General features: G+C 65.1%; 22 protein-coding genes and 2 tRNA genes. 13 read left to right on the top strand and 11 right to left on the bottom strand.

The features are described 5' to 3' along the window. Window positions 1-216 precede the first annotated feature (216 nt). From gyrB to AC57BR_RS01930, 7 genes are all read left to right on the top strand, one after another. Window positions 217-2,307, top strand: coding sequence for a DNA topoisomerase (ATP-hydrolyzing) subunit B (gyrB, locus tag AC57BR_RS01900; RefSeq protein WP_496358087.1), 2,091 nt, complete (start codon window positions 217-219; stop codon window positions 2,305-2,307). A 58-nt stretch (window positions 2,308-2,365) separates the two neighbouring features. Then, entirely contained in the window at window positions 2,366-5,101 is a 2,736-nt protein-coding gene (gene gyrA, locus AC57BR_RS01905; RefSeq protein ID WP_496358088.1) for a DNA gyrase subunit A, read from the top strand. Then, window positions 5,098-5,754, top strand: coding sequence for a DUF3566 domain-containing protein (locus AC57BR_RS01910; RefSeq protein WP_496358089.1), 657 nt, complete (start codon window positions 5,098-5,100; stop codon window positions 5,752-5,754). Before gyrA ends, AC57BR_RS01910 begins: the two co-directional genes overlap by 4 nt. Before the next feature lie 97 nt (window positions 5,755-5,851). After that, window positions 5,852-5,925: transfer RNA gene (locus AC57BR_RS01915), tRNA-Ile, on the top strand. Between the two features lie 70 nt (window positions 5,926-5,995). Then, window positions 5,996-6,115, top strand: coding sequence for a DLW-39 family protein (locus AC57BR_RS01920; protein WP_217491532.1), 120 nt, complete (start codon window positions 5,996-5,998; stop codon window positions 6,113-6,115). A gap of 72 nt (window positions 6,116-6,187) precedes the next feature. After that, window positions 6,188-6,263 (top strand) — tRNA-Ala (locus AC57BR_RS01925). Window positions 6,264-6,342: 79 nt separating this feature from the next. Continuing rightward, window positions 6,343-7,266, top strand: coding sequence for a DMT family transporter (locus tag AC57BR_RS01930; protein WP_496358090.1), 924 nt, complete (start codon window positions 6,343-6,345; stop codon window positions 7,264-7,266). 22 nt (window positions 7,267-7,288) lie between these two features. Here AC57BR_RS01930 and AC57BR_RS01935 read toward each other — a convergent pair whose 3' ends face one another. Together AC57BR_RS01935 and AC57BR_RS01940 are read right to left on the bottom strand one after the other, a co-directional pair. Continuing rightward, window positions 7,289-8,158 (bottom strand): glycosyltransferase family 2 protein, encoded by an 870-nt coding sequence (locus tag AC57BR_RS01935; RefSeq protein WP_496358091.1) that lies wholly within the window; start codon window positions 8,156-8,158, stop codon window positions 7,289-7,291. An 85-nt stretch (window positions 8,159-8,243) separates the two neighbouring features. Then, window positions 8,244-9,206 (bottom strand): hypothetical protein, encoded by a 963-nt coding sequence (locus tag AC57BR_RS01940; protein ID WP_496358092.1) that lies wholly within the window; start codon window positions 9,204-9,206, stop codon window positions 8,244-8,246. Between the two features lie 156 nt (window positions 9,207-9,362). Here AC57BR_RS01940 and AC57BR_RS01945 point away from each other — a divergent pair, with 156 nt between their 5' ends. The 3 genes from AC57BR_RS01945 (at window position 9,363) to AC57BR_RS01955 (ending at window position 11,902) form a co-directional block, all read left to right on the top strand. Then, window positions 9,363-9,908: a peptidylprolyl isomerase gene (locus AC57BR_RS01945; RefSeq protein WP_496358093.1), complete on the top strand. Its 546-nt coding sequence runs from the start codon at window positions 9,363-9,365 to the stop codon at window positions 9,906-9,908. A gap of 4 nt (window positions 9,909-9,912) precedes the next feature. Continuing rightward, complete coding sequence (locus tag AC57BR_RS01950; RefSeq protein WP_496358094.1) at window positions 9,913-10,794, top strand: rhomboid family intramembrane serine protease; 882 nt, start codon at window positions 9,913-9,915, stop codon at window positions 10,792-10,794. A gap of 640 nt (window positions 10,795-11,434) precedes the next feature. Further along, entirely contained in the window at window positions 11,435-11,902 is a 468-nt protein-coding gene (locus AC57BR_RS01955; RefSeq protein ID WP_496358095.1) for a carboxymuconolactone decarboxylase family protein, read from the top strand. Window positions 11,903-12,096: 194 nt separating this feature from the next. On the opposite strand, the gene AC57BR_RS01960 is transcribed toward AC57BR_RS01955, so the two are convergent. Both AC57BR_RS01960 and AC57BR_RS01965 read right to left on the bottom strand, forming a co-directional pair. Further along, complete coding sequence (locus AC57BR_RS01960) at window positions 12,097-12,693, bottom strand: DNA-3-methyladenine glycosylase I (protein WP_496358096.1); 597 nt, start codon at window positions 12,691-12,693, stop codon at window positions 12,097-12,099. Between the two features lie 10 nt (window positions 12,694-12,703). Further along, complete coding sequence (locus AC57BR_RS01965) at window positions 12,704-12,955, bottom strand: cell division protein CrgA (protein WP_306920135.1); 252 nt, start codon at window positions 12,953-12,955, stop codon at window positions 12,704-12,706. 172 nt (window positions 12,956-13,127) lie between these two features. Here AC57BR_RS01965 and AC57BR_RS01970 point away from each other — a divergent pair, with 172 nt between their 5' ends. The 3 genes from AC57BR_RS01970 to AC57BR_RS01980 are packed head-to-tail and all read left to right on the top strand — an operon-like array spanning window position 13,128 to window position 14,739. Further along, entirely contained in the window at window positions 13,128-13,928 is an 801-nt protein-coding gene (locus AC57BR_RS01970) for a class E sortase (protein WP_496358097.1), read from the top strand. Window positions 13,929-13,930: 2 nt separating this feature from the next. Next, a complete protein-coding gene (locus AC57BR_RS01975) occupies window positions 13,931-14,101 on the top strand; it encodes a hypothetical protein (RefSeq protein WP_043418205.1) in 171 nt (56 codons plus the stop codon). Next, window positions 14,098-14,739 (top strand): aminodeoxychorismate/anthranilate synthase component II, encoded by a 642-nt coding sequence (locus AC57BR_RS01980; protein ID WP_496358098.1) that lies wholly within the window; start codon window positions 14,098-14,100, stop codon window positions 14,737-14,739. The genes AC57BR_RS01975 and AC57BR_RS01980 overlap by 4 nt, the downstream gene beginning before the upstream one ends. Before the next feature lie 20 nt (window positions 14,740-14,759). Here AC57BR_RS01980 and pknB read toward each other — a convergent pair whose 3' ends face one another. The 7 genes from pknB to AC57BR_RS02015 are packed head-to-tail and all read right to left on the bottom strand — an operon-like array spanning window position 14,760 to window position 24,519. Continuing rightward, window positions 14,760-16,703, bottom strand: coding sequence for a Stk1 family PASTA domain-containing Ser/Thr kinase (pknB, locus tag AC57BR_RS01985; RefSeq protein ID WP_496358099.1), 1,944 nt, complete (start codon window positions 16,701-16,703; stop codon window positions 14,760-14,762). A 3-nt stretch (window positions 16,704-16,706) separates the two neighbouring features. After that, complete coding sequence (locus AC57BR_RS01990) at window positions 16,707-18,566, bottom strand: protein kinase domain-containing protein (RefSeq protein ID WP_496358100.1); 1,860 nt, start codon at window positions 18,564-18,566, stop codon at window positions 16,707-16,709. Then, on the bottom strand, window positions 18,563-20,017 hold the full coding sequence (locus AC57BR_RS01995) for a peptidoglycan D,D-transpeptidase FtsI family protein (protein ID WP_496358101.1): 1,455 nt from the start codon (window positions 20,015-20,017) through the stop codon (window positions 18,563-18,565). The genes AC57BR_RS01990 and AC57BR_RS01995 overlap by 4 nt, the downstream gene beginning before the upstream one ends. After that, complete coding sequence (locus AC57BR_RS02000) at window positions 20,014-21,462, bottom strand: FtsW/RodA/SpoVE family cell cycle protein (RefSeq protein ID WP_496358102.1); 1,449 nt, start codon at window positions 21,460-21,462, stop codon at window positions 20,014-20,016. Before AC57BR_RS02000 ends, AC57BR_RS01995 begins: the two co-directional genes overlap by 4 nt. Continuing rightward, window positions 21,459-23,297 carry a PP2C family protein-serine/threonine phosphatase gene (locus tag AC57BR_RS02005; RefSeq protein WP_496358103.1) on the bottom strand — a complete coding sequence of 613 codons (1,839 nt, stop codon included), beginning with the start codon at window positions 23,295-23,297 and terminating at the stop codon, window positions 21,459-21,461. The genes AC57BR_RS02000 and AC57BR_RS02005 overlap by 4 nt, the downstream gene beginning before the upstream one ends. A gap of 2 nt (window positions 23,298-23,299) precedes the next feature. Continuing rightward, window positions 23,300-23,782 carry an FHA domain-containing protein FhaB/FipA gene (locus tag AC57BR_RS02010; protein WP_003800263.1) on the bottom strand — a complete coding sequence of 161 codons (483 nt, stop codon included), beginning with the start codon at window positions 23,780-23,782 and terminating at the stop codon, window positions 23,300-23,302. Further along, a complete protein-coding gene (locus AC57BR_RS02015) occupies window positions 23,779-24,519 on the bottom strand; it encodes an FHA domain-containing protein (protein ID WP_496358105.1) in 741 nt (246 codons plus the stop codon). Before AC57BR_RS02015 ends, AC57BR_RS02010 begins: the two co-directional genes overlap by 4 nt. Window positions 24,520-24,777 lie beyond the last annotated feature (258 nt).

Here is a 24,777-nt window from a genome sequence, read left to right on the forward strand (position 1 = left end):
GGATCAACCATGTTTCACGATAGAATTCCTCTAGATAACTGGGCGCCGGTGAAACGTTGACTGAGTCCGTTTTCCCGCGCTTTTCCGTGCGGGAACGGTTCCGCGTGTCAACATAGCAGCTGGCGCTGTCAGTGACGTGCCTTTTGGCGGACGCCCTTTCCCCGGCGGACGGCGGAGGCCGGCCATCATCGAACATAAGAGGAGTCGAAAGCGCCTGTGGCTAACGACAATGCAGATATCGAGGCAGTGGAGCCTGTAACGGAGGTTGCCCGTACGTCCGGTACCCCCGCTGAGGCTGCCACACCGCGGGAGTACGGCGCCAGCGACATCACCGTTCTTGAGGGCCTCGAGGCCGTACGGAAACGGCCGGGCATGTACATCGGTTCCACCGGTCTGCGCGGCCTGCACCACCTGGTTTACGAAGTGGTGGATAACTCCGTGGATGAGGCCCTGGCGGGGTACTGCACGCATATCGAAGTTGTTCTGCAGGCAGATGGCGGTGTCAAGGTATCCGACGACGGCCGCGGCATCCCGGTGGATATCCACCCCACAGAGGGCAAGCCCACGGTCGAGGTGGTCATGACCATCCTGCACGCCGGCGGCAAGTTCGGCGGCGGCGGTTACGCCGTGTCCGGTGGCCTCCACGGCGTGGGCATTTCCGTGGTCAACGCCCTCTCCACCCGTGTGAACACGGAAGTCCGGAGGCAGGGCCACGTTTGGCGCATGTCCTTTGCCGACGGGGGCAAGCCGCAGGGTGCCCTGGTCCAGGGCGAGGAGACGGCCGAGACCGGAACCACCCAGACCTTCTACCCGGATCCGAGCATCTTCGAATCCACCGAGTTCGACTTTGAGACGCTTCGCGCGCGTTTCCAGCAGATGGCCTTCCTGAACAAGGGGCTGAAAATCACCCTGACGGACGAGCGCCAAACCGCGGCCGGCACGGACGACGCCGGCGACCTGGACCTGGACGGCGTGCTGACCGAGGGCGAGGTCCTCGCCGAGCACCGCACGGTGGTCTACCAGTACAACGACGGCCTCCTCGACTACGTCAAGCACTTGAACTCCAGCAAGAAGGTGGATGTTGTCCACGAGGACGTCATCGCCTTCGAAACTGAGGACACCGAGCGGCATATCGCGGTCGAGATGGCGATGCAGTGGACAACGGCCTACTCCGAAAGCGTCCACACCTACGCCAACACCATCAACACCCACGAAGGCGGCACCCACGAAGAGGGGTTCCGCGCCGCGATGACGTCGCTCATCAACCGCTATGCGCGCGAGAAGACCATCATCAAGGAAAAGGACGAGAACCTTACCGGCGATGACATCCGCGAGGGCCTGACGGCCGTCATCTCCGTGAAGCTGTCCGAGCCGCAGTTCGAGGGCCAGACCAAAACCAAGCTCGGCAACTCCGAGGTCAAGGGCTTCGTGCAGCGCGTGGTCACCGACCAGCTCGGCGACTGGCTGGAGCGCAACCCCGGCCCCGCCAAGGACGTCATCCGCAAAGCCATTTCAGCCGCGCAGGCCCGCATGGCCGCGCGCAAGGCCCGTGACAATGCGCGCCGGAAGAGTCCGCTGGAGTCCTTCGGCATGCCGGGCAAGCTCTCCGACTGCTCCTCGAAGGACCCCTCCAAGTGCGAGGTCTACCTGGTGGAGGGTGATTCGGCAGGCGGTTCGGCCAAGCGCGGGCGCAACCCCGAAACGCAGGCCATCCTTCCGCTCCGCGGCAAGATCCTGAACGTGGAGCGGGCCCGCCTGGACAAAGCGCTTGGCAACAACGAAGTCCAGTCCATGATCACCGCATTCGGCACGGGCATTGGCGAGGACTTCGACCTCAGCAAGCTGCGCTACCACAAGATCGTGCTGATGGCCGATGCCGACGTCGACGGCCAGCACATCACCACGCTGCTGATGACGCTGCTGTTCCGTTACATGCGACCCCTGATCGAGAACGGCTACGTCTACCTCGCGCAGCCGCCGCTGTACCGGATCAAGTGGTCCAACGCACCGCACGACTACGTCTTCAGCGACCGTGAGCGCGACGCCGTCCTGGTTTCCGGCCAGGCAGCGGGCCGCCGCATTCCGAAGGAAAACGGCATCCAGCGCTACAAGGGCCTCGGCGAGATGGACTACACCGAACTCTGGGACACCACCATGGACCCGGACCGGCGCACCCTCCTGCAGGTGACCATGGAGGACGCAGCCGCCGCAGACCAGATCTTCGCCGTGCTGATGGGCGAGGACGTCGAGTCCCGCCGAAACTTCATTCAGCAGAACGCCAAGGACGTCAGGTTCCTCGATATCTAGAGGTTTCCGCCTTTGATATTCCAGAACTGACATATACCTGAAACGGAAAATACAGACTATGAGCGACGAAACACCCGAGGTCCCGGCCGAGTCTCCGGACGGCACGGAGCCGGTGCTGGAGGGCGACGTGCTGGTCGACCGCGTGGAGCAGGTGGACCTGCAGACGGAGATGCAGCGCTCCTACCTCGACTACGCGATGGCCGTTATTGTCGGCCGTGCCCTGCCGGATGTGCGTGACGGGCTGAAGCCCGTCCACCGCCGGGTGCTGTATGCGATGTTCGACGGTGGCTACCGCCCGGATCGCGCCTTCAACAAGTGTGCCCGTGTGGTGGGCGAGGTCATGGGCCAGTACCACCCGCACGGCGACACGGCGATCTACGATGCCCTGGTGCGCCTGATCCAGGACTGGACCATGCGGTACCCGCTGGCGCTGGGCCAGGGCAACTTCGGCTCACCGGGCAACGACGGCGCCGCGGCGCCGCGGTACACGGAAACGAAGATGGCACCGCTCGCCATGGAGATGGTCCGTGACATCGACGAGGAGACCGTCGATTTCCAGGACAACTACGACGGCAAGAACCAGGAACCCACCATCCTCCCGGCGCGGTTCCCCAACCTGCTGGTCAACGGCTCCTCGGGCATCGCCGTCGGCATGGCCACCAACATCCCGCCGCACAACCTCCGCGAGGTGGCCGACGGTGTCCAGTGGTACCTGTCCAACCCGACCGCCAGCCGCGAGCAGCTCCTCGAAGAACTGCTCAAGCGCATCAAGGGACCCGATTTCCCCACTGGCGCCACCATTTTGGGCCACAAGGGCATTGAAGACGCCTATCGCACCGGCCGCGGCTCCATCACCATGCGCGCCGTGGTGAATGTCGAGGAGCTGCAGGGACGGACCTGCCTCGTGGTCACCGAGCTGCCCTACCAGGCGAACCCGGACAACCTGGCCATCAAGATCGCCGAACTGGTCAAGGACGGCAAGGTCCAGGGCATCGCCGACCTCCGCGACGAGACGTCCGGACGCACCGGGCAGCGCCTGGTCATCGTCCTGAAGCGCGACGCCGTCGCCAAGGTGGTGCTGAACAACCTCTACAAGCACACCCAGCTGCAGGAGAACTTCGGCGCGAACATGCTGGCGATCGTGGACGGAGTGCCGCGCACGCTCAGCCTCGATGCCTTCATCCGGCACTGGGTGACCCACCAGCTGGATGTCATCGCCCGGCGCACCCGCTACCGCTTACGCAAGGCCGAGGAAGAAGCGCACATCCTGCGTGCCCTCCTCAAGGCCCTGGACATGCTGGACGAGGTCATCGCCCTGATCCGCGCCTCGAACACCACCGAGGCAGCACGCGACGGCCTGATGCAGCTGCTGGACATCGACGAGATCCAGGCGCGCGCCATCCTGGACATGCAGCTCCGCCGGCTCGCCGCCCTGGAACGCCAGAAGATCCAGGACCGCCACGCCGAGCTCGAAGCGATGATCGCCGAATACAACGCGATCCTGGCCTCGGAGGAACGCCAGCGCTCGATCATCAGCGAGGAACTCGCCGAGATCGTGGCCAAGCACGGGGACGACCGCCGCACGCAGATTCTAATGGGCTACGACGGCGACATGTCCATGGAGGACCTCATTCCTGAAGAGGAAGTGGTGGTCACCATCACCCGCGGCGGCTACGTCAAGCGCACGCGGAGCGACAACTACCGTTCGCAGCAGCGCGGCGGCAAGGGCATCAAGGGTGCCCAGCTGCGCGGCGATGACGTAGTGGAACATTTCTTCGTCACCACCACCCACCACTGGCTGCTCTTCTTCACCAACTTCGGTCGTGTGTACCGGGCCAAGGCCTACGAACTTGCCGAGGGCGGCCGCGACACCAAGGGACAGCATGTGGCAAACCTGCTGGCCTTCCAGCCGGACGAGCACATCGCCCAGGTGCTGGACCTGAAGGACTACCAGCACGCGCCGTACCTGGTGCTGGCCACCAAGCGCGGCCTGGTCAAGAAGACCCGGCTGGAGGACTACGACACCAACCGGTCCGCCGGCGTCATCGCCATCAACCTCCGGGACGAGGACGAACTGGTCTCCGCGCAGCTGGTTTCCGAGACAGATGACCTCATGCTGGTGTCCCGCAAGGGCCAGTCGATCCGGTTCACGGCCACCGACGATGCGCTGCGCCCCATGGGCCGCGCCACGTCCGGCGTGACGGGCATGAAGTTCCGCGAGGACGACGAACTGCTCGCCATGAACGTGGTGGCCGAGGGCTCCTATGTGTTCGTCGTGACGGAAGGCGGCTACGCCAAGCGCACCGCCGTCGAGGAATACCGACTGCAGGGCCGCGGCGGTCTGGGCATCAAGGTTGCCAAGCTCGCCGAGGAGCGCGGGGATCTTGTTGGCGCCCTGGTGGTCCAGGAGGAAGACGAGGTCCTGGTGGTCATGGGCGGCGGCAAGGTGGTCCGGTCATCCGTGGCCGGCGTCCCTGCCAAGGGCCGCGACACCATGGGCGTCATCTTCGCCAAGCCGGACAAGAACGACCGCATCATTGAGGTTGCCCGCAACACCGAACGCGGCCTCGAAGATGAAGTTGAAGCCAGCGCCGAACGCGAGGCCGAAGCCGACCACACTGATGAACCCACTGCGTCAGAAATCTTGGCTATCGCCGCTGATGACGTAACGTTGGCTGAAGATGCCGGACCAGACGAGGAATCCGCAGAGGCGGCTTCAGGACTGGCCGATGAAGCAGAAGGAACGTCCGGCGATGCTGAGGCGAACGAAGACAACACCGGAGGTAACGAGTGAGCAATTCCGACTCATTTCCCAAGCCGAGCAGTAATGGTCCCGGCGGGATGCGTCAGCCGGCATCCGCTCCCCGGGTGAATGCCCCGGTGCGTCCACAGCAAAGCCCGGCCGCGCCGTCGGGCGTTCCGGGACAGCGTCCTGCAGGTGCGGGACAGCGCCCGGCGCCCGCAGGACAGCCCCCGCAGGGCCAGAGGCCGGCCGCGCCGGCACAGCGCCCGGCAGCCCCCGGGCAGCGGCCCCAGGCCGCGCAGGGTGCGCCCGGGCTGGTCAAGCCCGCTCCCAAGGCCAAGGTGCGCCGCGCCCGGCTCCTGGTCAGTAAGGTTGACCCCTGGTCCGTCCTGAAAATGGCGTTCCTGCTGTCCGTTGCACTGGGCATCGTCACGGTAGTGGCCGCCATTGTGCTGTGGACCGTGCTGGACCTAACCGGCATCTTCGACCAGGTGGACAGCCTGCTGGGAACACTCGCTGGTTCCGAGGGCGGCGGCTTCGAACTGAAGAAGGTCGCCTCGCTCGGCCAGGTGGCATCGTTCGCTACGATCATTGCCGTTGTGAATGTGGTGCTGCTGACCGCCCTGTCCATGCTGTCAGCCGTGCTGTACAACATTTCGGCAACCCTTGTTGGCGGCATCGGCGTGACCCTGACAGACGACTAAAACCCTGTATTTCCGCGGAAAATCCCGCTGGAATGCCTCGATTTGAGATCGGGCCGGGATGTGCTGTAGAGTCTTGTCTCGGCCCGATGAGGCATCGGGGCGTATAGCTCAGGCGGTTAGAGCGCTTCGCTGATAACGAAGAGGTCCCAGGTTCAAGTCCTGGTACGCCCACGGAACCTGCACAGGTTCAACTAGAGGTTTAGGTCGGATCCCATTGGGATCCAGCCGGAACGGGGTGCGTGTGAAGAAGTTGCTGGTTATTGCAGCTGCGGTCGCAGGCGTCCTCTTCTACAAGAAAAAGGTGCAGGAATCCGAAGCCCGGAAAACAGTCTGGAGCGAATCAACCGACAAGGTTGAATAGCCCGGAGTCCCGGTACGGAGGCTGGTCAGCCAGCATCCGGAACTAGGGTATGATGGACGGGTTGCTTCTTATGGGGGCATGGCGCAATTGGTAGCGCACCTGCTTTGCAAGCAGGGGGTTCGGGGTTCGAGTCCCCGTGCCTCCACCATAAGAAAGGTCCCGGCCGGAAACGGCCGGGACCTTTTGCTTTGCCCGGCCCACTGTTCCCGGCCCAGTACTGTGGGAGCGTGAATCTCTTCATTGCAGCCTTGGGCGTCCTGGGCGTGGCCTCGTCAGGACCGCTCATTGCCGCCACCCTCGGCGCCACCACTGTCACGGCCCTCGCCATTGCCTTCTGGCGCAATGCCATCGCCGCTGCCGTCATGGCCACCCCCACCCTGATCCGGGAGCCGCGCCAGTTCGGCCGCGTCGGGCGTTATGAGTTCCGCTGGTCGCTCGTTGCGGCCGTGGCCCTGGCCCTGCACTTCGCCTGTTTCATTACATCCCTGCAGCTGACTTCCGTGGCTGCCGCCACGGCCCTCGTCTGCCTGCAGTCCGCGTGGATTGCCATCATTCAGCTGTTCCGCGGCGTGCGGCACCGCTGGCAGGTCCTGGTGGGCCTGGGTATCTCCTTCGGCGGCGTAGTGGCCATCACGGGTTTCGACATGGGCACCTCCCCCGACGCCCTGCTGGGTGACCTCCTGGCCATGGCCGGCGGACTCCTGGCGGGAATCTACACTCTGGCCGGGGGCCGGGCCCGGCAGAGCATGACCACCGGGACCTACACGGCCCTCTGCTACGGCATGTGTGCCGTCCTGGTAGCGGTATTGGCAATCTTCGCCCGCCAGCCACTTACCGGGTTCGACGCCGGCGGCTGGCTGGGGATTCTGGCCATCACCGTGTGCGCCCAGCTCGTGGGACATACAGCATTCAACCACCTGCTGGCCACCATGAGCCCGCTGCTGGTGTCCATGATCATCCTGCTTGAAATACCGGGTGCGGCCTTGCTGGCGGCCGTGTTCCTGAACGAGACATTGCCGGCAGGGACCTACGCCGGACTGGCGCTCATCCTCGTGGGCCTCGCCGTCGTGGTGGCCGGACAGCGGAACGGTAAAGGCGGGCGAAGCAAGCCGCCCGAGGAACGCCCCTTGGCGGAGCTGGGGACTGACTGACGACGGCGGCCGCCCTGCGGGGCTACTGGCCTCCGCGGCGGACCGGCTGGCTGGTGTTAACGGTGTGGATCGCGCGGAGGAGCTTGGCGGGGAAATACACCGAGAAGAACACCACCATGGGTGCTTTGAGGGCCATCTTCTTTACGTTGTGGGCCTTGTAGGTGCGGTCGAAGCGCGTCACGTAGTACCTGTAGTCGCGGGGTGAGTCCTCAAGCCGGCGGGCCGACATCCCGGAGACCATCTGTGGCCAGTACTGGACCTTGAGGTCGTGGTCCGCGAGATGCAGGGACAGGTCGATGTCTTCGTGCATCTCGTCCTTTTCGTCCCGGCAGGCTTCGCTGCGGATGGTTTCCCACGCTGACCGGCGGAGCGCCATGTTCGAGCCGAACAGGAAGTGGTACTGGTGCTTGGCCAGCTTGAGCATCAGCTGGCGCATTTTGTCATCTGCCTTGAGGCCGAAGCGCCGCATCGGCATGTCGTAGTAGACCACGGGCCCGGTGGCTGCCGAGGTGGACAGGTCCTCGAAGGCTTTCTGCACCTGCTCCACCCAGTCAGGTTCAACTACGGAGTCGGCGTCGATCCGGCCCAGGATGTCCCCGGTGGCGTTGTCCAGGCCGAAATTGCGGGTAGGGATTAGTCCCTGCTCCCTGTCCTGGCGGAGCAGGATGATGGGGCTCTCCGGATACTCCTGCTGCATCTGCCTGACGATCGACGCCGTGCGGTCCTTGGACATGTTGTCCACCACGATGATCTCGTGTGCCGGAACCGACTGGTACACCGCCGCGATGAGGCACTGGCGGATGACACTTTCCTCGTTGTAGGCCGGAATAACAATTGATACGCGCGGCTCAGTGTCAGTCAAGGCATCCTCCGCGGATCTATCGGGCGACATCCCCTCAAACTTAGCATCGCACAGACGGCAGGAGGGGCCCCGCCGAAGCGGAACCCCTCCCGGTATCAGCCCTGACGGGCCCTACTTAAGCCTTCTTGTCGGCATCGTTCTCGATATCGGCCGCGATTTTCTTGGCGGCGGGGTCAGCATCGGTTGCGACCGTGCCTGCATCGGAATCCGCGTCCTCGGCTACGTGCTTTGCCTTGTCGGAGCCTTCGGCGTTGTCCTCTTCCAAGGAAGCCAGCTCTTCCAAGGACGTCGACGTGGTTGCTGCCGGAACCGGGGCTGGCGTCGCGGCGGCCGATCCAACACCGGTGGCGGACGCTGCCGGTGTGGTTGCAGCCGGGGTCGACGGTGCGGGCGTCACAGGCGCGGGGGTCTTCCACGGGTCCTCGACCGGCTTTGAAGCCTTCCACGCGGCAACACCGGCGGCCACGGCCGCGGTGATCACACCGAGAATGAGGAGTCCGCGCTTCTTCGGCTTCTGGGGCTCCACCACCAGCGCCTTGCCCGTCACTGCACGGCTGGCCTCGTTCGCAGCTGACTTCAGGTGGCCGCCGGCCACCTGAGCCTGTTCCTGGATGGTGTGGATGATGCCGACGTCGCCGAGCTTCTGGGCCACGGCGTCAACGCGGGCAGGAGCGCCCTCCAGCGTGCGGTGCACTACCTCGGAGGCGGTTCCGATCTGGTCCGAGAGGCGGGGCAGGTATTCGACCACCACACGGTCGCGGGCCTGGGCAATGACGGGAGTTGCCTTGTCCAGGGCGTCGTGCAGCCGCGGCGGGGCGCCCTCCACGACGTCGTGGATTTTGGGGGCAAGCTGCGCCAGTCCGTCCTGGAGCCGCGGCGTGACCGTCGCTACGCCGTCGGCAAGGTTGTGGGCCGCCACCTTGAGCCCCTCCTGGATCCTGGGGGAGGCGGTATCAATGCCGTGCTGCAGGCGGGGAACTGCCCAGTCCACCGCTGCTTCCACACGGTCTTTTGCATTCTCGACTGCAGAACTGACCGACAACTCCAGTTCGCGGGCAATACGATCCGATTTCTTCACAACTACCTCCCGATTAATGTGACGGTTCTGTTGTTAGCCTACGTGTACGAATAGCCGGGCTGCTATCGTTCCGGCGGATTCACGGTGGATTTCACCGAGCGCGGAACTGTCTTTTCCGCCCGCGTTCGCGTTGACCCGCCGTGAAAGAATGGCCCTATGACTGCCTCAGCAACTGCAAAAGCGACCATCCACACCAGCCTCGGCGACATCGTTGTGAACCTCTTCGGCAACCACGCGCCCAAGACTGTTAAGAACTTCGTCGGACTCGCCACGGGCGAACAGGCCTGGACCCACCCGGAGACCGGCGAGGACAAGACCGGTACACCGCTCTACAACGGGACCATCTTCCACCGCATCATCAAAGACTTTATGATCCAGGCCGGCGACCCGCTGGGCCGCGGCACCGGCGGACCGGGCTACCGCTTCGATGACGAGATCCACCCCGAACTGAGCTTCAGCGCTCCGTACAAGCTGGCCATGGCCAACGCCGGCATCCAGATGGGCAAGGGAACCAACGGTTCACAGTTCTTCATCACCACCATCCCCACCGACTGGCTGCAGGGCAAGCACAGCATCTTCGGCGAAGTTGCCGATGAGGAATCGAAGAAGGTTGTGGACGCCATTGAAGGTGTCCGCACTGGCATGGGCGACCGCCCGGTTGAAGATGTGACCATCAACAGCATCGACATCGAGCAGCTCTAGCCGTATGAGCTACGGAACTCCGGCGGCGGAGCCGTCAGCGCAGGCACCGGTGTGCCCCAGGCACCCGGACCGGCCCTCGTATGTCAGCTGCCAGCGCTGCGGGCGGCCGGCATGTCCCGAGTGCCAGCGCGCGGCCGCCGTCGGGTTCCAGTGCGTTGACTGTGTCAACGAAGCAAGGCGTACGACGCCGACAGCACGGACCGTTTACGGCGGTGCCGTTGCGTCCGGCAAGCCTGTGGTGACGTATGCAATCATCGCCGTGTGTGCCCTGCTGTTTGTTCTGCAGTGGGTGCTTCCGGGCAACGCGGTGTTCCGGACCCTCGCCTATGCGTCGGTTTACGCAACGCCCGAGTACGGGGTGTTCCAGCCGTGGCGCATGCTCACCTCGGCCTTTTTGCACTCCCAGGGCTTCCTGCTCCACATCGTCCTGAACATGTACACGCTGTGGATTTTCGGCCAGGCGCTCGAACCGCTGCTGGGCCGGCTCCGCTTCCTTGCCGTGTACCTGCTGTCCGCCATCGGCGGGTCGGTGGGATACCTGCTTCTGACACCGATCCTGCCCGAGGGCGGCCCCGTGGGCCTGGTTGGTGCTTCCGGCGCGATTTTCGGGCTGTTCGGTGCCATGCTCGTGGTGCAGCGGCACCGTGGCGGTGAGACGAGGCAGCTCTGGGTACTCATCGCAATCAACGGCGTCATCGGCTTTATGGTGCCGCAGATAGCCTGGCAGGCCCACCTGGGCGGTTTCATCACAGGTGCTCTGTGTGCAGCTGCCATTGCCTACGCCCCCCGCGGCCCGCGGCGCAACATCCTGCAGGCCGGAGGGCTGGCGCTCGTTCTGGCCCTGCTGGTGGCTGCTTCCTGGTACCGGGTGCTCGTGGCGTCCTAAGGCCGGTTCAGTAGCTCACTGGCCCCCGCTCCTCTCCCCCGCAGTGCCCCCGCTTTCCGAAGCGGGGGCATTTTCGTGTCAGCAGCACGCAGCTGCCATGTACCACCCGTTCCGTTTCAGCCACGGCTTCGCACCGCACACGGTCCAGCGGGTTTTCCACAGCGGTTATCCACACTGTTAATAACTTACACAGGTGTAAGTCACAGGTCAGGCCCCGGAATACGGGGATGATGGGCGACTCCCGCTCAATGTTCACGCCTCCGTCCACATCTGTGGATAACTTTAGCGACTGCAGCTGTGGTTAAGTGGACAACTTCACCTAAATTTCACCGTGGCCAGGTGTTCCAGGCGTAAACAGACACTTGACCGCGAATGACGGGGTTCTGAGGGCGCCCTGTCAACAGGGTTATTCACACTGTTAATAACTCACAGCGGTGTCATTCCACCGTTCAAAGGCCCCGTAACGCCTAGATTCTGCTGTTTATACCGACAATGCCCACAAGTTTTCCCCACCTGTGGATAACTTGTGGGTAGTCGCCTGTTGCTAAGTGGATAACCCGCCATCTATCCACAGCGTCCCCGTGTAGTCTCTGACTGACAGCCACGAGGTGAACCCGTCCGACCCCCGAGGAGCAATGACGTGAGTACCCACAGCCACATCTTCCTGGACAAGCACCACCCCGCAGCGTGGCGGGCCCTGAACGGGCTGGGGCTAAAGGCCAAGGAAGCGGTGATTGGGGCCGGCCTGGACGAGAAGCTCATTGAACTGCTCAACGTCCGGATATCGCAGATCAACGGCTGCGCCTACTGCCTCGACATGCACGTCACGGATGCAGTCAAGGGCGGGGAATCCACACAGCGCCTGGCCGTCCTGCCAGCCTGGCGGGACACTGCGGTGTTCGAGGACCACGAGCGGGCCGCGCTGGCCCTGGCCGAGAGCGTCACGGTTCTTCCGGAGGCCCGCACGCGCGACCTGGAAGAGGCTTATGCACGTCAGCACCTTACCGACGAGCAGTACTCAGCGGTGAGTTGGCTGGCCATTGCGATGAATGCCTTCAACCGCGTCTCGATTACCAGCCAGCATCCCGTCCGGCGTGAAAAGGGCTGAACGCCGAGGTTTTCCACAGTCATTTCCACAACTGTTAATAACTTGGAAGATGCAAGTTTCAGCCGTCCGGGGCGCCAGCCGGGCACGCAGTGCCTTTTCGGCGGCCGGCAACCAGCGCAGTTATCAACAGTGTGGATATCTTTACCAACACGTGTGGACCGGTGGGTAGGGGGCCGCAGGGTCCCCGGCCACGGTCAGGCCCAGACGCCTGAGGTTCCCCGGCGGTGGCTGTCCACAAGATGTGTGTCCACCATGCCGATGGCTTCCATAAGGGCGAACATGGTGGTCGGCCCCACGAAGGCGAAGCCCTTCTTCCTCAATGCCTTGGACAGGGCGATGGACTCAGGGGACGTGGTGGGCACGTCAGCGTAAGTGGCGGGGGCAGGGGTGGACGTCGGCTGGAACTTCCAGACAAAGTCAACGAGGCCGCCCTCGTCCCGCAACGCGATGGTGGCCCGGGCATTGGTGACCGCGGCACGGATCTTGAGGCGGTTGCGCACGATGCCGGGATCCTGAAGGAGGCGCTCGACGTCGGCCTCGGTAAAGGTGGCCACGGTTTCGGGATGGAAGTTCTCGAAGGCCGCGCGGAAGGCCGGGCGTTTGCGCAGGATCGTTGCCCACGACAGGCCCGCCTGGAACGCCTCGAGGCTGATTCGTTCGTAAAGGCCCTGCTCGTCCCTGACGGGCAGGCCCCACTCTGTGTCGTAATACTCGCGCAGAAGAGGATCCGTGGAAGCCCACAGCGGACGGGCCAGGCCATCCTCGCCGATGATGATGCCTTCTGCACTCACGAGAGTCGGCTCAGGAGCGCCAGCGCGTGGTCATCAGGAAGCCGACGATCGCAATGCCAAACCCGGCCAGGATGTTCCAGGACTCCCATGCCTGGACAGGGAGCTGGCCCTCGCTGATGTAGAACGTGATGATCCAGAGCAGGCCGATGATCATCAGGCCGAACATGACGGGCTTGAACCAGACGGGGTTCGGCTTGTAAGCCTCGGTGGAAACGGGCTCGGCCGGGCGGGCAGGCTTCTTACGTGGCTTTGACTCGGGCACATGTCCTCCTTGGCGGCTGAATCAAGAAGAGGGACCGGGGCTTGATATCCTGCTGTGAGGGGATAGCCGGCGGTCTGCACACTCTTGGTCAGGTCTGAAGTCTTACTAGCAGCCAATTCTAGCTGTAGTTCAGCCCGCACCGGTGCCCCGCAACGGCCTTGGAGGAGATCGCGTGGTAGTGCAGGAGAAGGTGGCGGCCACCGCCAAACCGGCGACCGGCGTCGTAACCCTGCGGAAAGCCGTCCAGATCCTCGGCGAGCTGCTCATCACCGCCGGCATAGTGCTGCTCTTGTTTGTCGCTTGGCAGCTCTGGTGGACCAACGTCGAGTCCGATGCCAAGCAAAGCGCCGCGGTCAAGGACTTTGCCCGGGAATTGGGCGGACCCGTGACACCCGGGCCCGCGCCCACTACGACAGGCGGCACGGCCGCTGCCGGCCCCAAGGACTACGGAGCGCCAGTTGTGGGAGAGGCTCCCGGGCATGGCGGCACCATCGGGATCATGTACATTCCCCGGTTCGGCGAGAACTACACCCGGCCCATCGTCGAAGGCACCAGCGCGGACGTCCTGGACACCTTGGGCCTCGGCCACTACGGCAACACCTCCATGCCCGGGGCCGTGGGCAACTTCGCCGTGGCAGGCCACCGGCAGACGCACGGGGCCGTCCTGGACAATATCCACACGCTGGTCCCCGGGGACAAGATCTACGTCCAGACGCGGGACGGCTACTACGTCTACGTCTTCCGCAACAACCGGATCGTTCTGCCGACCGAAGCCGATGTCCTCCTGCCGGTGCCCAACCAGCCCGGAGTGCGCCCCACCGAAAGACTTCTCACCATGACCAGCTGCAATCCACGCTTCGGCTCCGAGGAACGGATCATCGCGTACTCGGTGCTGGACCACTGGCAGCCGGCCTCGGCGGGGCCCCCGGCCGAGATCGCAGCCCAGGTGGCCCGCGCACGAGGGGAAGGCTAGGCATGTACGGCTGGATATTCCGTCATCTCCCCGGCCCGCTCTGGCTTCGGGTCCTCACGTCGCTGGTGCTGGTTGCCGGTGCCCTGTTCCTGATGGTCGAGTTCCTTTTCCCCTGGATGTCCCAGTTCACCCAATTCACCGACTCAACGATTGGTGCGCCAAAAAACCCATGAGCACAGCAAAGATTCTCGTCGTGGACAACTACGACAGCTTCGTCTACACCCTGGTGGGCTACCTCCAGGAGCTGGGCGCCGAGACAACAGTGGTCCGCAACGATGACGTCACCCTCGCCGAAGCGATCGAAATGGCGGAAACGCGCGACGGCGTACTCATCTCGCCCGGCCCGGGCTCGCCGTCCGAAGCGGGAGTCTGCATCGAACTGATCCGTTGGTGCGGCGAGAAGACCAAGCCGATGTTCGGCGTCTGCCTCGGGCACCAGGCCCTGGCTGAGGCGTACGGCGGAACGGTGACCCACGCCCCGGAGCTCATGCACGGCAAGACCTCCCTTGTCCAGCATGACGGGACCAGCGTTTTTGCCGGCCTGCCCTCCCCCGTGACGGCCACTCGCTACCATTCCCTGGCGGCTGTCCGCGACACGATTCCGGAGGTCCTCGAGGTGACGGCGGAAACCGCCAGCGGCGTCGTCATGGGGCTGCAGCACCGCACAGCGCCGCTGTGCGGCGTCCAGTTCCACCCCGAATCGGTGCTGACCGAGGGCGGCTACCAGATGCTGGGCAACTGGCTCGAGTCGCTGGGCATGAAGGGTGCGGCCGAGCGGGCCGCCAAGCTCAGCCCGCTCATCCAGCACTAGCCTCGTTCGGTCGACGGGCTCTACTTGCCCTTGGTGGGGCTCGGCGTCGGCGTCGGGGTGGGTGTGGGCTCCGGAGCCGGAGCCGGCGCAGTGGCCACTGTCACGATGATGGCCTTGCCCTGTTCCACCAGTGAATTCAGCGGATCGCTCTGGCCGGTCACCTTGCCGGGCTGGACCTGGGAGTTCTCGACCTCACGGATGACGGCTAGCAGACCGAGTGCCTTGAGCGCCGCCTCGGCCTCGGCACGGGTCATGCCACGAAGCTCCGGCATGGCCACCTTGCCCGTGGACACCAGGATCTCGACGGTGCTGCCTACCGCCACCTGCTGGCCCGGGGCGGGCTTGGTGGTGATCACCAGGCCGGCCGGAACAGTGGCGCTGTTGGCCATGGTGGTGGACGGCGCGCCCACCAGTCCCGCCTGCCGCAGGATGTCGCGGGCTGCCGCCTCCGTCCGTCCCGGCAGCGTCTCCGGGATTTTCACGGCACTGGGGCCCGCCGAGATGTTCAGGACCACCTCCGAGTTCGGTTCCAGCGACGATCCCGCCGGTGGCGCGGTGCCAATGGCGGTGCCCTTGGCGATCGAGTCGTGCTGCACCCGCTTGATCTGTGGCCGCAGCTTGGCGTCGTAGAGCGTCTGCAGCGCCTCAGTTTCGGAAAGCTTCTCCACCGAGGGAATGGCGACGCGTGCCGGTTCGGCAGGCGGCTGGTTGAGGAAGTTGTAGAACCACAGGCCGCCACCGGCCAGCACCAGGAGGGTAAAGATCACGAACGTCGTGATCCAGGCCCGACGGCGGGACTTCTGTAAGCCCGACCGCTCCCGTTCGCGGGGAAGCCCCAGCGGAAGTTCATCGTGCTCGGCCGTCTGGTAGACGGCGGCGGCCTCGGCCGGCAGCACGGATTCATCATCGTCAGTGTTCCGGGTGCGGCGCAGCCGGCCAGCGGGAGCGTCGTCGAGGAAGCTGGCTCCGGTCATGGAGAACGCTTCCGTGGCCGGCGTGCGGTGCGGCTCAGGAATGTCATTCGGGTCCGTCGGCGCTTCGCTGGGCGACAACGCCGGAACAGCGATCCCGTTCTTCGCAGCCCGCAGCGCGCGGCGGAAAGCCGCAGCGTCCTGGAAACGGTCCGCACGGTTCTTCTGCAGCGCCTTTTCCAGCACGCTGTCCAGCGCCTCGGAGATATCCGGATTGAAAGTGCTGGGTGGTTCGGGCTTCTCGCGGACATGCTGGTACGCCACGGATACGGGGCTCTCACCCACGAACGGCGGACGGCCGGTCAGCGTTTCGTACAGCAGGCAACCTGCCGAGTACAGGTCGCTGCGGGCATCAACGGCCTCGCCGCGGGCCTGCTCCGGCGAGAGGTACTGGGCGGTGCCCACCACGGCCTGGGTCTGGGTCATCGTCGCGGACGAATCGGCAACCGCGCGGGCAATGCCGAAGTCCATGACCTTGACCATGTCCGAGTTCTCGCAGTACATCACGTTCGCCGGCTTGATGTCGCGGTGCACGATTCCGGCCTTGTGGCTGTATTCCAATGCAGAGAGGACACCCAGCGTGTAGTCCACCGCCTGGTCAATGGTGATGTCACTGGCCCTGATCAGGTCGCGGAGGGTCTTGCCGGCCACGAACTCCATGACGATGTAGGGAACGCGGACCTGGTCGTGCCCGTCGCCCGGCACGGTGTGCTCGCCCGTGTCGTAAATGGCCACGATTGACGGATGGTTCAAGGCCGCGACGGCCTGGGCCTCGCGCTTGAACCTGGCCTGTAACTGGGGGTCCCGGGCCAAATCGGGGCGGAGCAGCTTGATCGCGACCGTCCGGCCCAGGCGGCTGTCAAGGCCGCGGTGCACATCGGCCATGCCCCCGCGGCCGATGACTTCGCCAAGTTCATAGCGTCCGCTGAGGACGCGCTGACTTGTCACCGGGATGCTGTCTTCCCGGTGTGACGGAGTTCGTGGCGTGGTCACGGCTTACCTTCCAGTCGGCGAGCCGCTTGGAGTTGGCGTGGCTGACGGGGTGGGGATCAGCGCCTGGGACAGGTGGTAGGTCACGACCGACCCGGCGTCGACTTCCCGGCCGCTGTCGGGCTCGGAACGGACAAACGTTCCGGCGTCCTGGCCGGGTTCGCCGGCCTCGTCGGCGCCCTTTTGCCAGCGCAGCCCTGCCTTCTCGATGGCTGACTGGACCTCGGCCTCACTGCTGCCCGTGCTGATGTCCGGGACCTTGATCTGTTCCGGGCCCTTGGAGTACGTGACCGTGACGGTGTCGCCGGCCTGCAGCGGACCCGACGGGTTGAGGTCCGTCACCGTGCCGGGAGTGGCAGGGTTGGACACTTCCTTGCCGTCAACCTTGAGGCCGAGGGCGATCAGTTCGGTGCGGACCTCGCTGAACTGCTTGCCGAGGTACGCCTCCGGAATCACGTTGATGGCCTCGGGGGTCGACTGCGTGGGCGTCGGTGTGGGGGTCGGCGTCGGTGTCTGCGAGGTCTGGGTCGGCGTGGGCGTGGAACTGGTGCTCACGCTGCGGCTGGGTGTGCTCGACGTGGTGGCGGCAGGGCTCTGGCCCGGGAACAGGAAACCCGCCTGGCTCAGGAGGATACCGGCGACGGCGAACAGCACCAGCAGGATCAGGGCGATCAGCGGCCACGTCCACGGGCTGCGTTTCCGCCGCTCGGGCTCATCGGCGGGTTCGCCGTCGTACGGCTCCACGTACTGGTCCTCTTCCTGGTCCCAGCTGCGCTCGGCGGCCAGGGCATCGGCACGCGACAGTGCGCTCCCCGCCCGCGTGGGGGCGGCATCCTGGTCTCCGGCGGCTGCAGCCGCGGCCCCGCCGGCAGCAGCACCCGCAGCCGCTGCGCCAAGCACAGGCAGAGCGGAGGTTGCCGTCGTCGAACTCTTCTCAGAGCCGATTACGCCGGTTGGTGCGGTGGCGATATTCACCGGGGCCGTCATGGCGCCGGTGCCGCCTTCGTACAGGAGCATGCCCGGGACGGCGGCGTGGGCTGCGGAGATGTCACCGTTGCGGATCGCCTCTGCTGCCTCGGACAGCTTGATGGCGTTGGCCGGACGGTTCTTCGGATCCTTGGCCAGCATGGACATCAGGAGAGCACGGACCGGCTTGGGCAGCGACTCCGGCAGGGGCGGCGGCGCGTCGTTGACCTGGGCCAGGGCAATTGCGATCTGCGATTCGCCGGAGAACGGCCGGTGTCCGGTGAGGCACTCGTAGCCGATCACGCCGAGCGAGTAGATGTCCGAGGCGCCGGTGGCGGTCTGGCCGGTGGCCTGTTCAGGGGCCAGGTATTGGGCCGTGCCCATGACCTGCCCGGTCTGGGTCAGCGGCACCTGGTCCGCCAGGCGGGCGATGCCGAAGTCGGTGACCTTGACCCGCCCGTCCGGCATGATCAGCAGGTTTCCGGGCTTGATGTCGCGGTGTACCAGTCCCTGGGCGTGGGCCACGGACAGTGCGCGCGCCGTTTGCGCCATGATGGACAGCGTGCGGTCCGGTGAGAGAACCTGCTCGTGCTCGATGATGCTGCTCAGCGGCTGGCCGGGGACCAGCTCCATGACCAGGTAGGCGGAGCCTTCCTCCTCGCCATAGTCGAAGACGTTGGCGATGCCCACGTGGTTGAGGAGAGCGGTGTGGCGGGCTTCAGCGCGGAACCGCTGGAGGAAACCGGGGTCGCCCGTGTACTCCTCTTTGAGTACCTTGATGGCCACAATCCGGCCCAGGATTTGGTCCTTGGCCTTCCAGACTTCACCCATGCCGCCGATCGCAATACGCGTGGTCAACTGGAATCTGCCGCCGAGGGTGATTCCCGATGTAGGCCTCACTTATTCAACACCGCCTCAAAAATCTTCTTTGCGTTCGGACTGGTTAGCTGTGCTCCGGTGGTGATGTCCACGCCCTGCATAACAACGGTGACGGACACTTGCGGATCGTTAGCCGGGGCGAACCCCGTAAACCAAGAGTTGTTCAGGCCGTCCCCGAGCTCGGCGGTGCCGGTCTTGCCGGCAACCTGGACACCGGGAACGCCGGCCCCCGAGGCGATGCCCTCGCTGACCACGCTGGTCATCCACTCGGTGATCTGTCCGGCGATCTCCGGCGTCGTCGAGGTCCGCAAAGCCACCGGCTTCGGTTCGTCGATGACCCTCAGGTCCGGGGAACGGACTGCCTTGATGAGGTTCGGAGCCATCTGTACTCCGCTGTTGGCAATGGCCGAGGTCATCAGTGCGATCTGGAGCGGCGTCGCACGGACGTCGCGCTGGCCGATGGCGGACTGTGCCAGTCCGGCCGCGTCGAGGTCCGACGGGAAGACGCTCTTGGCGTAGTCCAGCTTGAGCTGGTCGCCGAGCTCCTGGCCGAAGCCGAACTTGCTGGCCTGCTGGGCGATCGCATTTTCCCCGAGGTCGCGGGCAATACTGGCGAAGGGCGTGTTGCAGGACTGCTGCAGCGCGAACGCGAAGCTGGCCGTGTTCCGTGTGTAGCAGTTGCCGCCGGCGTAGTTGGGCAGCTGGTACTGGATGCCCGGGAAGCTCATCTGGGCCGGGTTGGGCAGCACGCTGTCGGCGTTGTACTTGCCGGAGTTCAGTGCCGCTGCCGTGTCCACCAGCTTGAACACCGAACCCGGTGCCAGCAGGGCGCCCGTGGGGCCGCTGACAGAGGGGTTCAGGTTGACGCCTGGGATCTTGATGGCGTCGTTGTAGGCAGCCTGTTCCTTGGCGACGTCCTGGGTGGCGATGAGGTTGGGATCATAGGACGGCTTGCTGACCATGGCCAGGATGTTGCCCGTCTTGGGATCGGTCACCACGATCGAGCCGCGCTGGCCGTCCGGGATGAGGTCGTACGCCAGCTTCTGGATCTTGGGGTCAATGGTCAGCTCAACAGAGGCACCCTTGGGCTGGTTGCCCAGGAAGAGCTGCCCGATCCGGTCGAAGAACAACTGGTCCGAACTTCCGGCCAGCTGGGCATCCATGGCGCCTTCGAGGCCGGTGACCCCGTAGCTCCGGGAGAAGTATCCGGTCAGCCCGGCATAGAGCTCGGGCTGGTTGTACTTGCGCTGGAACTTGCAGGATTCATTGCCCGGCACGGATTCGGCGATGGCGGAGCCGCCCACGAGGATCGCACCGCGGTCATTGCAGTAGTTCTGCAGGATGGCCCGCCTGTTCCACGGGTTGGCCTTGAGCTCGTCCGCGCCTACCACCTGGACGTAGCTGATCGCACCGAAAATCAGGGCGAACATGGCGATCGCGGCGATCCATGAATGTCGAATGGCCTGGTTCACAGGTGTTTCACCGCCTCGGTGGGAGCGTCTGGGAGAGTCTGGGTGGCGTTCCGGTCCTGCCGGCTTCCTGCGGCGGGCGCCGGCTTCTGGGCCTCCGGTGTCCGGCCGGGCTGCATCGGTGAGGTGTCCACCGGGCCGCGGGCCGTGTGCGAGATCATCAGCAGCAGGCCCACGATGATCCAGTTGGCCAGCAAGGAGGAGCCACCCGCCGCCAGGAACGGCGTGGTGAGGCCGGTCAGCGGGATCAGCCGCGTGACGCCGCCGATCACCACGAAGCACTGCAGCGCCACCGCGAAGGACAGGCCGCAGGCCAGGAGTTTTCCGAAGGCGTCGCGGGTGCCGAGCGCCGCGCGGAAACCGCGGGTGAACAGCAGCAGGTACATCATGACGATGGCGAAGAGGCCGATCAGGCCCAGTTCCTCGCCGAAGGAGGCGATGATCATGTCGCTGTTGGCGAACGGGACCAGGTTGGGCCGGCCCTGTCCGAGGCCGGTGCCCACGAGTCCGCCGCTGGCCATGCCGAACAGGCCTTCCACGATCTGGCCGCTGCCGCCGGGGGAGCGCCCGAACACTTCCTCGGTGAAGGCATTGAGCCAGCTGTCGATGCGCAGGGCAACGTGCGAGAAGACCTTGGACGCGACGAAGCCGCCGCCGAGGATCAGGGTGAGGCCGATGACCACCCAGCTGATGCGGCTGGTGGCCACGTAGATCATCACGATGAACAGACCGAAGAACAGCACGGACGATCCGAGGTCGCGCTGGAAGATCAACACGCCGATGCTCACGAGCCAGGCGGTGATCATGGGTCCCATGTCCTTGAAGCGCGGAAACTGCATGGGGCCGATCTTGCGTCCGGCCAGCATGATGAGGTCGCGGTTCGAGGACAGATACCCGGCAAAGAATATGGCGAGGGTAATCTTGGCGACCTCACCCGGCTGGAACGTCATTGGACCGAGCCGGATCCAGACCCGGGCGCCGAGGATTTCGCCGGCGGAGATTCCGGGGACCAGCGGCAGGATCAGGAGCAGGGCGCTGACGGCCAGGGAAATGTAAGTGAAGCGCCGCAGGACGCGGTGGTCCTTGAGGAACCAGATCACGGCGATGGCCACGGCCATGGCGATGACCGTCCAGCGCAGCTGGTTGTTGCCGGTGTCGTCGCCCGGGGCATCGAGGCGGTGGATCATCGCCAGGCCGAGGCCGTTGAGGGCAACCACCAGGGGAAGTATTACCGGATCGGCATATTTGGCCCGGAGCCGCAGGACCATGTGGAACACGAGGGATGCCGCGGCGAGCAGGCTGGACTGGAACCAGAAGTCGGTGTCCAGTGACGTCTGCTCATCAATGCTGATCAGTGCGTTGGCGCCGATGCTGACCGACAGGGCGAGCACGAGCAACAGCAGTTCCACGTTGCGCCGGGGTTTGGGCATGGTGTCGGCGTGGCTCATTGGCCCCCCTCACAGGTTGCGGTTGGGGTGGGTACGGCCGAGGCTCCGGCTGTTGCGGTCGGTGAAGCCGTCGGTTTGGCGGTTGAGGTCGCCTTCGGGGAGGCCGTGGCCGTTGGCTTCGGGGTGGCAGTGGCCTTGGCCGTGGCTGTCGCCTTCTGCGTGGCCGAAGCCGTTGCCGTGGGCGATGGTGTCAGGCACTCATCCGAAGGCGCGGTGCTTCCCGTGCGCTCGAGGTTCTTGACGATCCGCTGGGCATCGTAGAGATCCCGCGCGGGGACCGTCTGGCGGACCCGCTGCTGCGAGAACTGGGGCAGCGTGTCCATCTTGATGTCGGTGACCGCTTCCAGGGTGGAGAGCTGTATGGGCCCGAGGCGCTGGGATACCCCGTTGAAGATGGCCACCCGCTGGTCGAACTCGCCAATGTAGTAGCGCGTCTGGGTCCAGGCATAACCGAGCCAGAGACCGACGGCGAGAACCAGGAGCGCGGCGCCGGCGATGCCCAGGGTGAGCCAGCGGCGGGGACGCCCCGCCGTCGTGAACTCCTCTGCTTCCTCGCGGGCCTGGTCCGACTTGTGGGTCAGCACTGTGGCCGCGCGGCGCGCGACGGTCCGGCCGGCAATGGTGGGGATGGAGCCGGTCTCGGCTGCAGCGACGGCTGCACCGACGAGGATGTGCGGCCGGGAGGAAAGCTCCTCGCGCAGCACCTCCGCGGAAAGATGTTCGCCCAGATGGGGATCGGTGCTGGTCGTCGGTTCCTTAGACGGCTTGCCGGCATCCTCTCCTGCCGCCTCCGGCCCGGATGCCAGGTCAGGCAGGGAGCCGGCAGACGCGGGTGCTGCGGCCGGCGGGGCGGGTGGGGGCGTGGAGCCGGGCATTGAATCAGCCGGCCCCGAAGCTGTTGGCCCCGAAGCTGTTGGCACGGCGCCCGGCGCAGCACCCGGTGCCCCGGTGGCGGGCTTGGCGGCATCGGAAGATTCAGCCGGAGCCGCAGCCTTTGTCCCGGTGATCGCCTCCGTCTGTCCGGCGTCAGGCACGATGTCGACGGCGGCGGTACTGACGTCGTCGGGCGTTTCCTCCACGATTTCCACCATGACAACGGTGACGTTGTCCGGCGCGCCTGCCTGCAGGGTGAGGTCAACGAGTGTCTCGACGCATTCGCGGAGATCGGGCGTTTCCCGCACGGTGCGTTCCACTACGTGGCCAGCGACGTAGTTCAGACCGTCGGAGCAGAGCAGCCAGCGCTCTCCGGGCCGCACATCGATCGTGGCGAGGTCCAGTTCGGGGCTGGCATCGACGTCACCGAGGACGCGCATCAGGACGTTCTTGTGCGGATGGGTTTCCGCTTCTTCGGGGCGCAGCCGGCCCTCGTCGATGAGGCGCTGAACGAACGTGTGGTCAATGCTGATCTGTTCGAACTCGCCGTCGCGCAGGCGGTAGGCGCGGGAATCGCCAATGTGGGCGAAATGCAGCTTGCCCCCGGCCAGCAGCAGGGCGGTCACGGTGGTGCCCATACCGGCCAGCTTGGGATTAATGTGGACGAGTTCCGAGAGCAGGGAGTTGGCGGTCTGGATTTCGTCGGCCAGCACGGTGCCGGCGTCGTCGTCGTATTCGTCGGTGTCCAGGTGGATCATGTCCAGGACGGTGGCGGCGGAAGCAACATCGCCGCCGGCGTGGCCGCCCATGCCGTCCGCCACGACGGCAAGGTGCCGGCCCACGTAGGCGGAGTCGTCGTTCTTGGCGCGGATGCGGCCAACGTCGGAGCGCGCCGCATAGCGCAGGATGAGGGGCCGAGGCGAGGCTGGTACCTCGCCCGCGGGCATGTCCGGAGCGGCCATGGCTACGGCCTCAATTCAATGACCGTCTTGCCGATTCTCACGGGTACACCAAGGTCCACGGGCAGGGCCCTGGTGAGCTGCTGGTCGGCCAGATAGGTGCCGTTGGTGGAGCCGAGGTCCTCGATGAACCAGCGGCTTCCCTGTGGAAAGAGCCGGGCGTGCCTGCCGGAAGCGTAGTCATCTTCGAGTACCAGCGTGGCCTCCTGCGCGCGCCCCAGCAGGATTGGGCTGGCGGCGAGGGGGACCGTTCGGCCCTTGAGCGGGCCTTCGGTGACCACCAGTTGGCGGGCCTGCTGCTTGGCCGGCGCGGGGGCCGGTTCGGCGAGTTCGGGATTCTTCCGCACCTGCCGTGCCGTGGGGGCCCCGGTGGCGGCCTTGCGGCCGATCATGAGGTCGCGCCGCATGGCGGAGACGATGCTGAAGATGAGGACCCAGAGAAGAAGCAGGAAGCCGAAGCGCAGGGCCGTGATGGTCAGTTCGCTCATGGGCGGCCGCCATTGTTGGCGGGCAGGAGGCGGAAGATGATTTTGGTCCGTCCCATCGTGATGGTGGAGCCGTCGGTGAGCTCCATGCTGCCGGCCACTTTGTGTCCGTTGACGTAGCTGCCGTTGGTAGAGCCCAGATCGACGGCGGTGGTGGTTCCGCCGTGGGTCTGGATTTCCAGATGCCGGCGGGAGACTCCGGTGTCGTCCACCAGGATGTCAGCCTCTGATGAACGGCCAAGGACGACTGAGGGCGCATTGAGTGAATACCGCTGTCCGTCGATGTCCAGGACAGGCTGCAGCCGGACTGGTTGGCGGCTCGGCGCTGCGGGCACGTTTGACCGTGGGGCGGCCGGCGCCGAACCGGAGGACTTTTCGGTCTTTGAGGTGATCTCGAAGTCGCCGGCCCGGTGGGATTCGTCCCGGCGGAAGGAAATGCGGACCGGCCCCTGGAGGATGTACCCCTGGCTGCGGACATGGTTGATCACGACGTCGCAGAGTTCCTCGGCCAGCGGCGTTCCCCATTCCTGGGCGCGCTGGAAATCCTCGTCACTCAGGAGGACATCGAAAACGTTGGGCACCAGGGTGCGGCCGGCAGCGATGGTGATGGCCTTGTGGTCCACTTCGCGGCGGAGGCGGCTCGCGATTTCCACGGGCTCAACCTGGGCTTTGGAGCCGGTGGAGAAGACGCCGCGGACGGCCTTTTCAATGCCGCGTTCGACCTTGTCAAGCAAACCCATGGTCTTCTCCTTTCCTTGCTGCTGAGGGACAGCACGTCCCGTGGAAGTCATTCTGGCAACGCAGTCACAACGAATCACCGTGCCCGCCGGAAGCGGGCCCCTATGTATCCGATACTACTTGCCACGTCTGCGAAAGACCTTAATCCACAACGCGCCGGAAACCCGATTCGTTCACGTTCCCCCAGTGAATGTGGGCGCGATCACAGCCCGGAAACTGCGCCCTGCCGTGTCTTTGGGGATCTTGGCATCTGTGGCCGC

This window comes from Arthrobacter sp. BGA-UO-ETr-C19 (assembly GCF_059568005.1).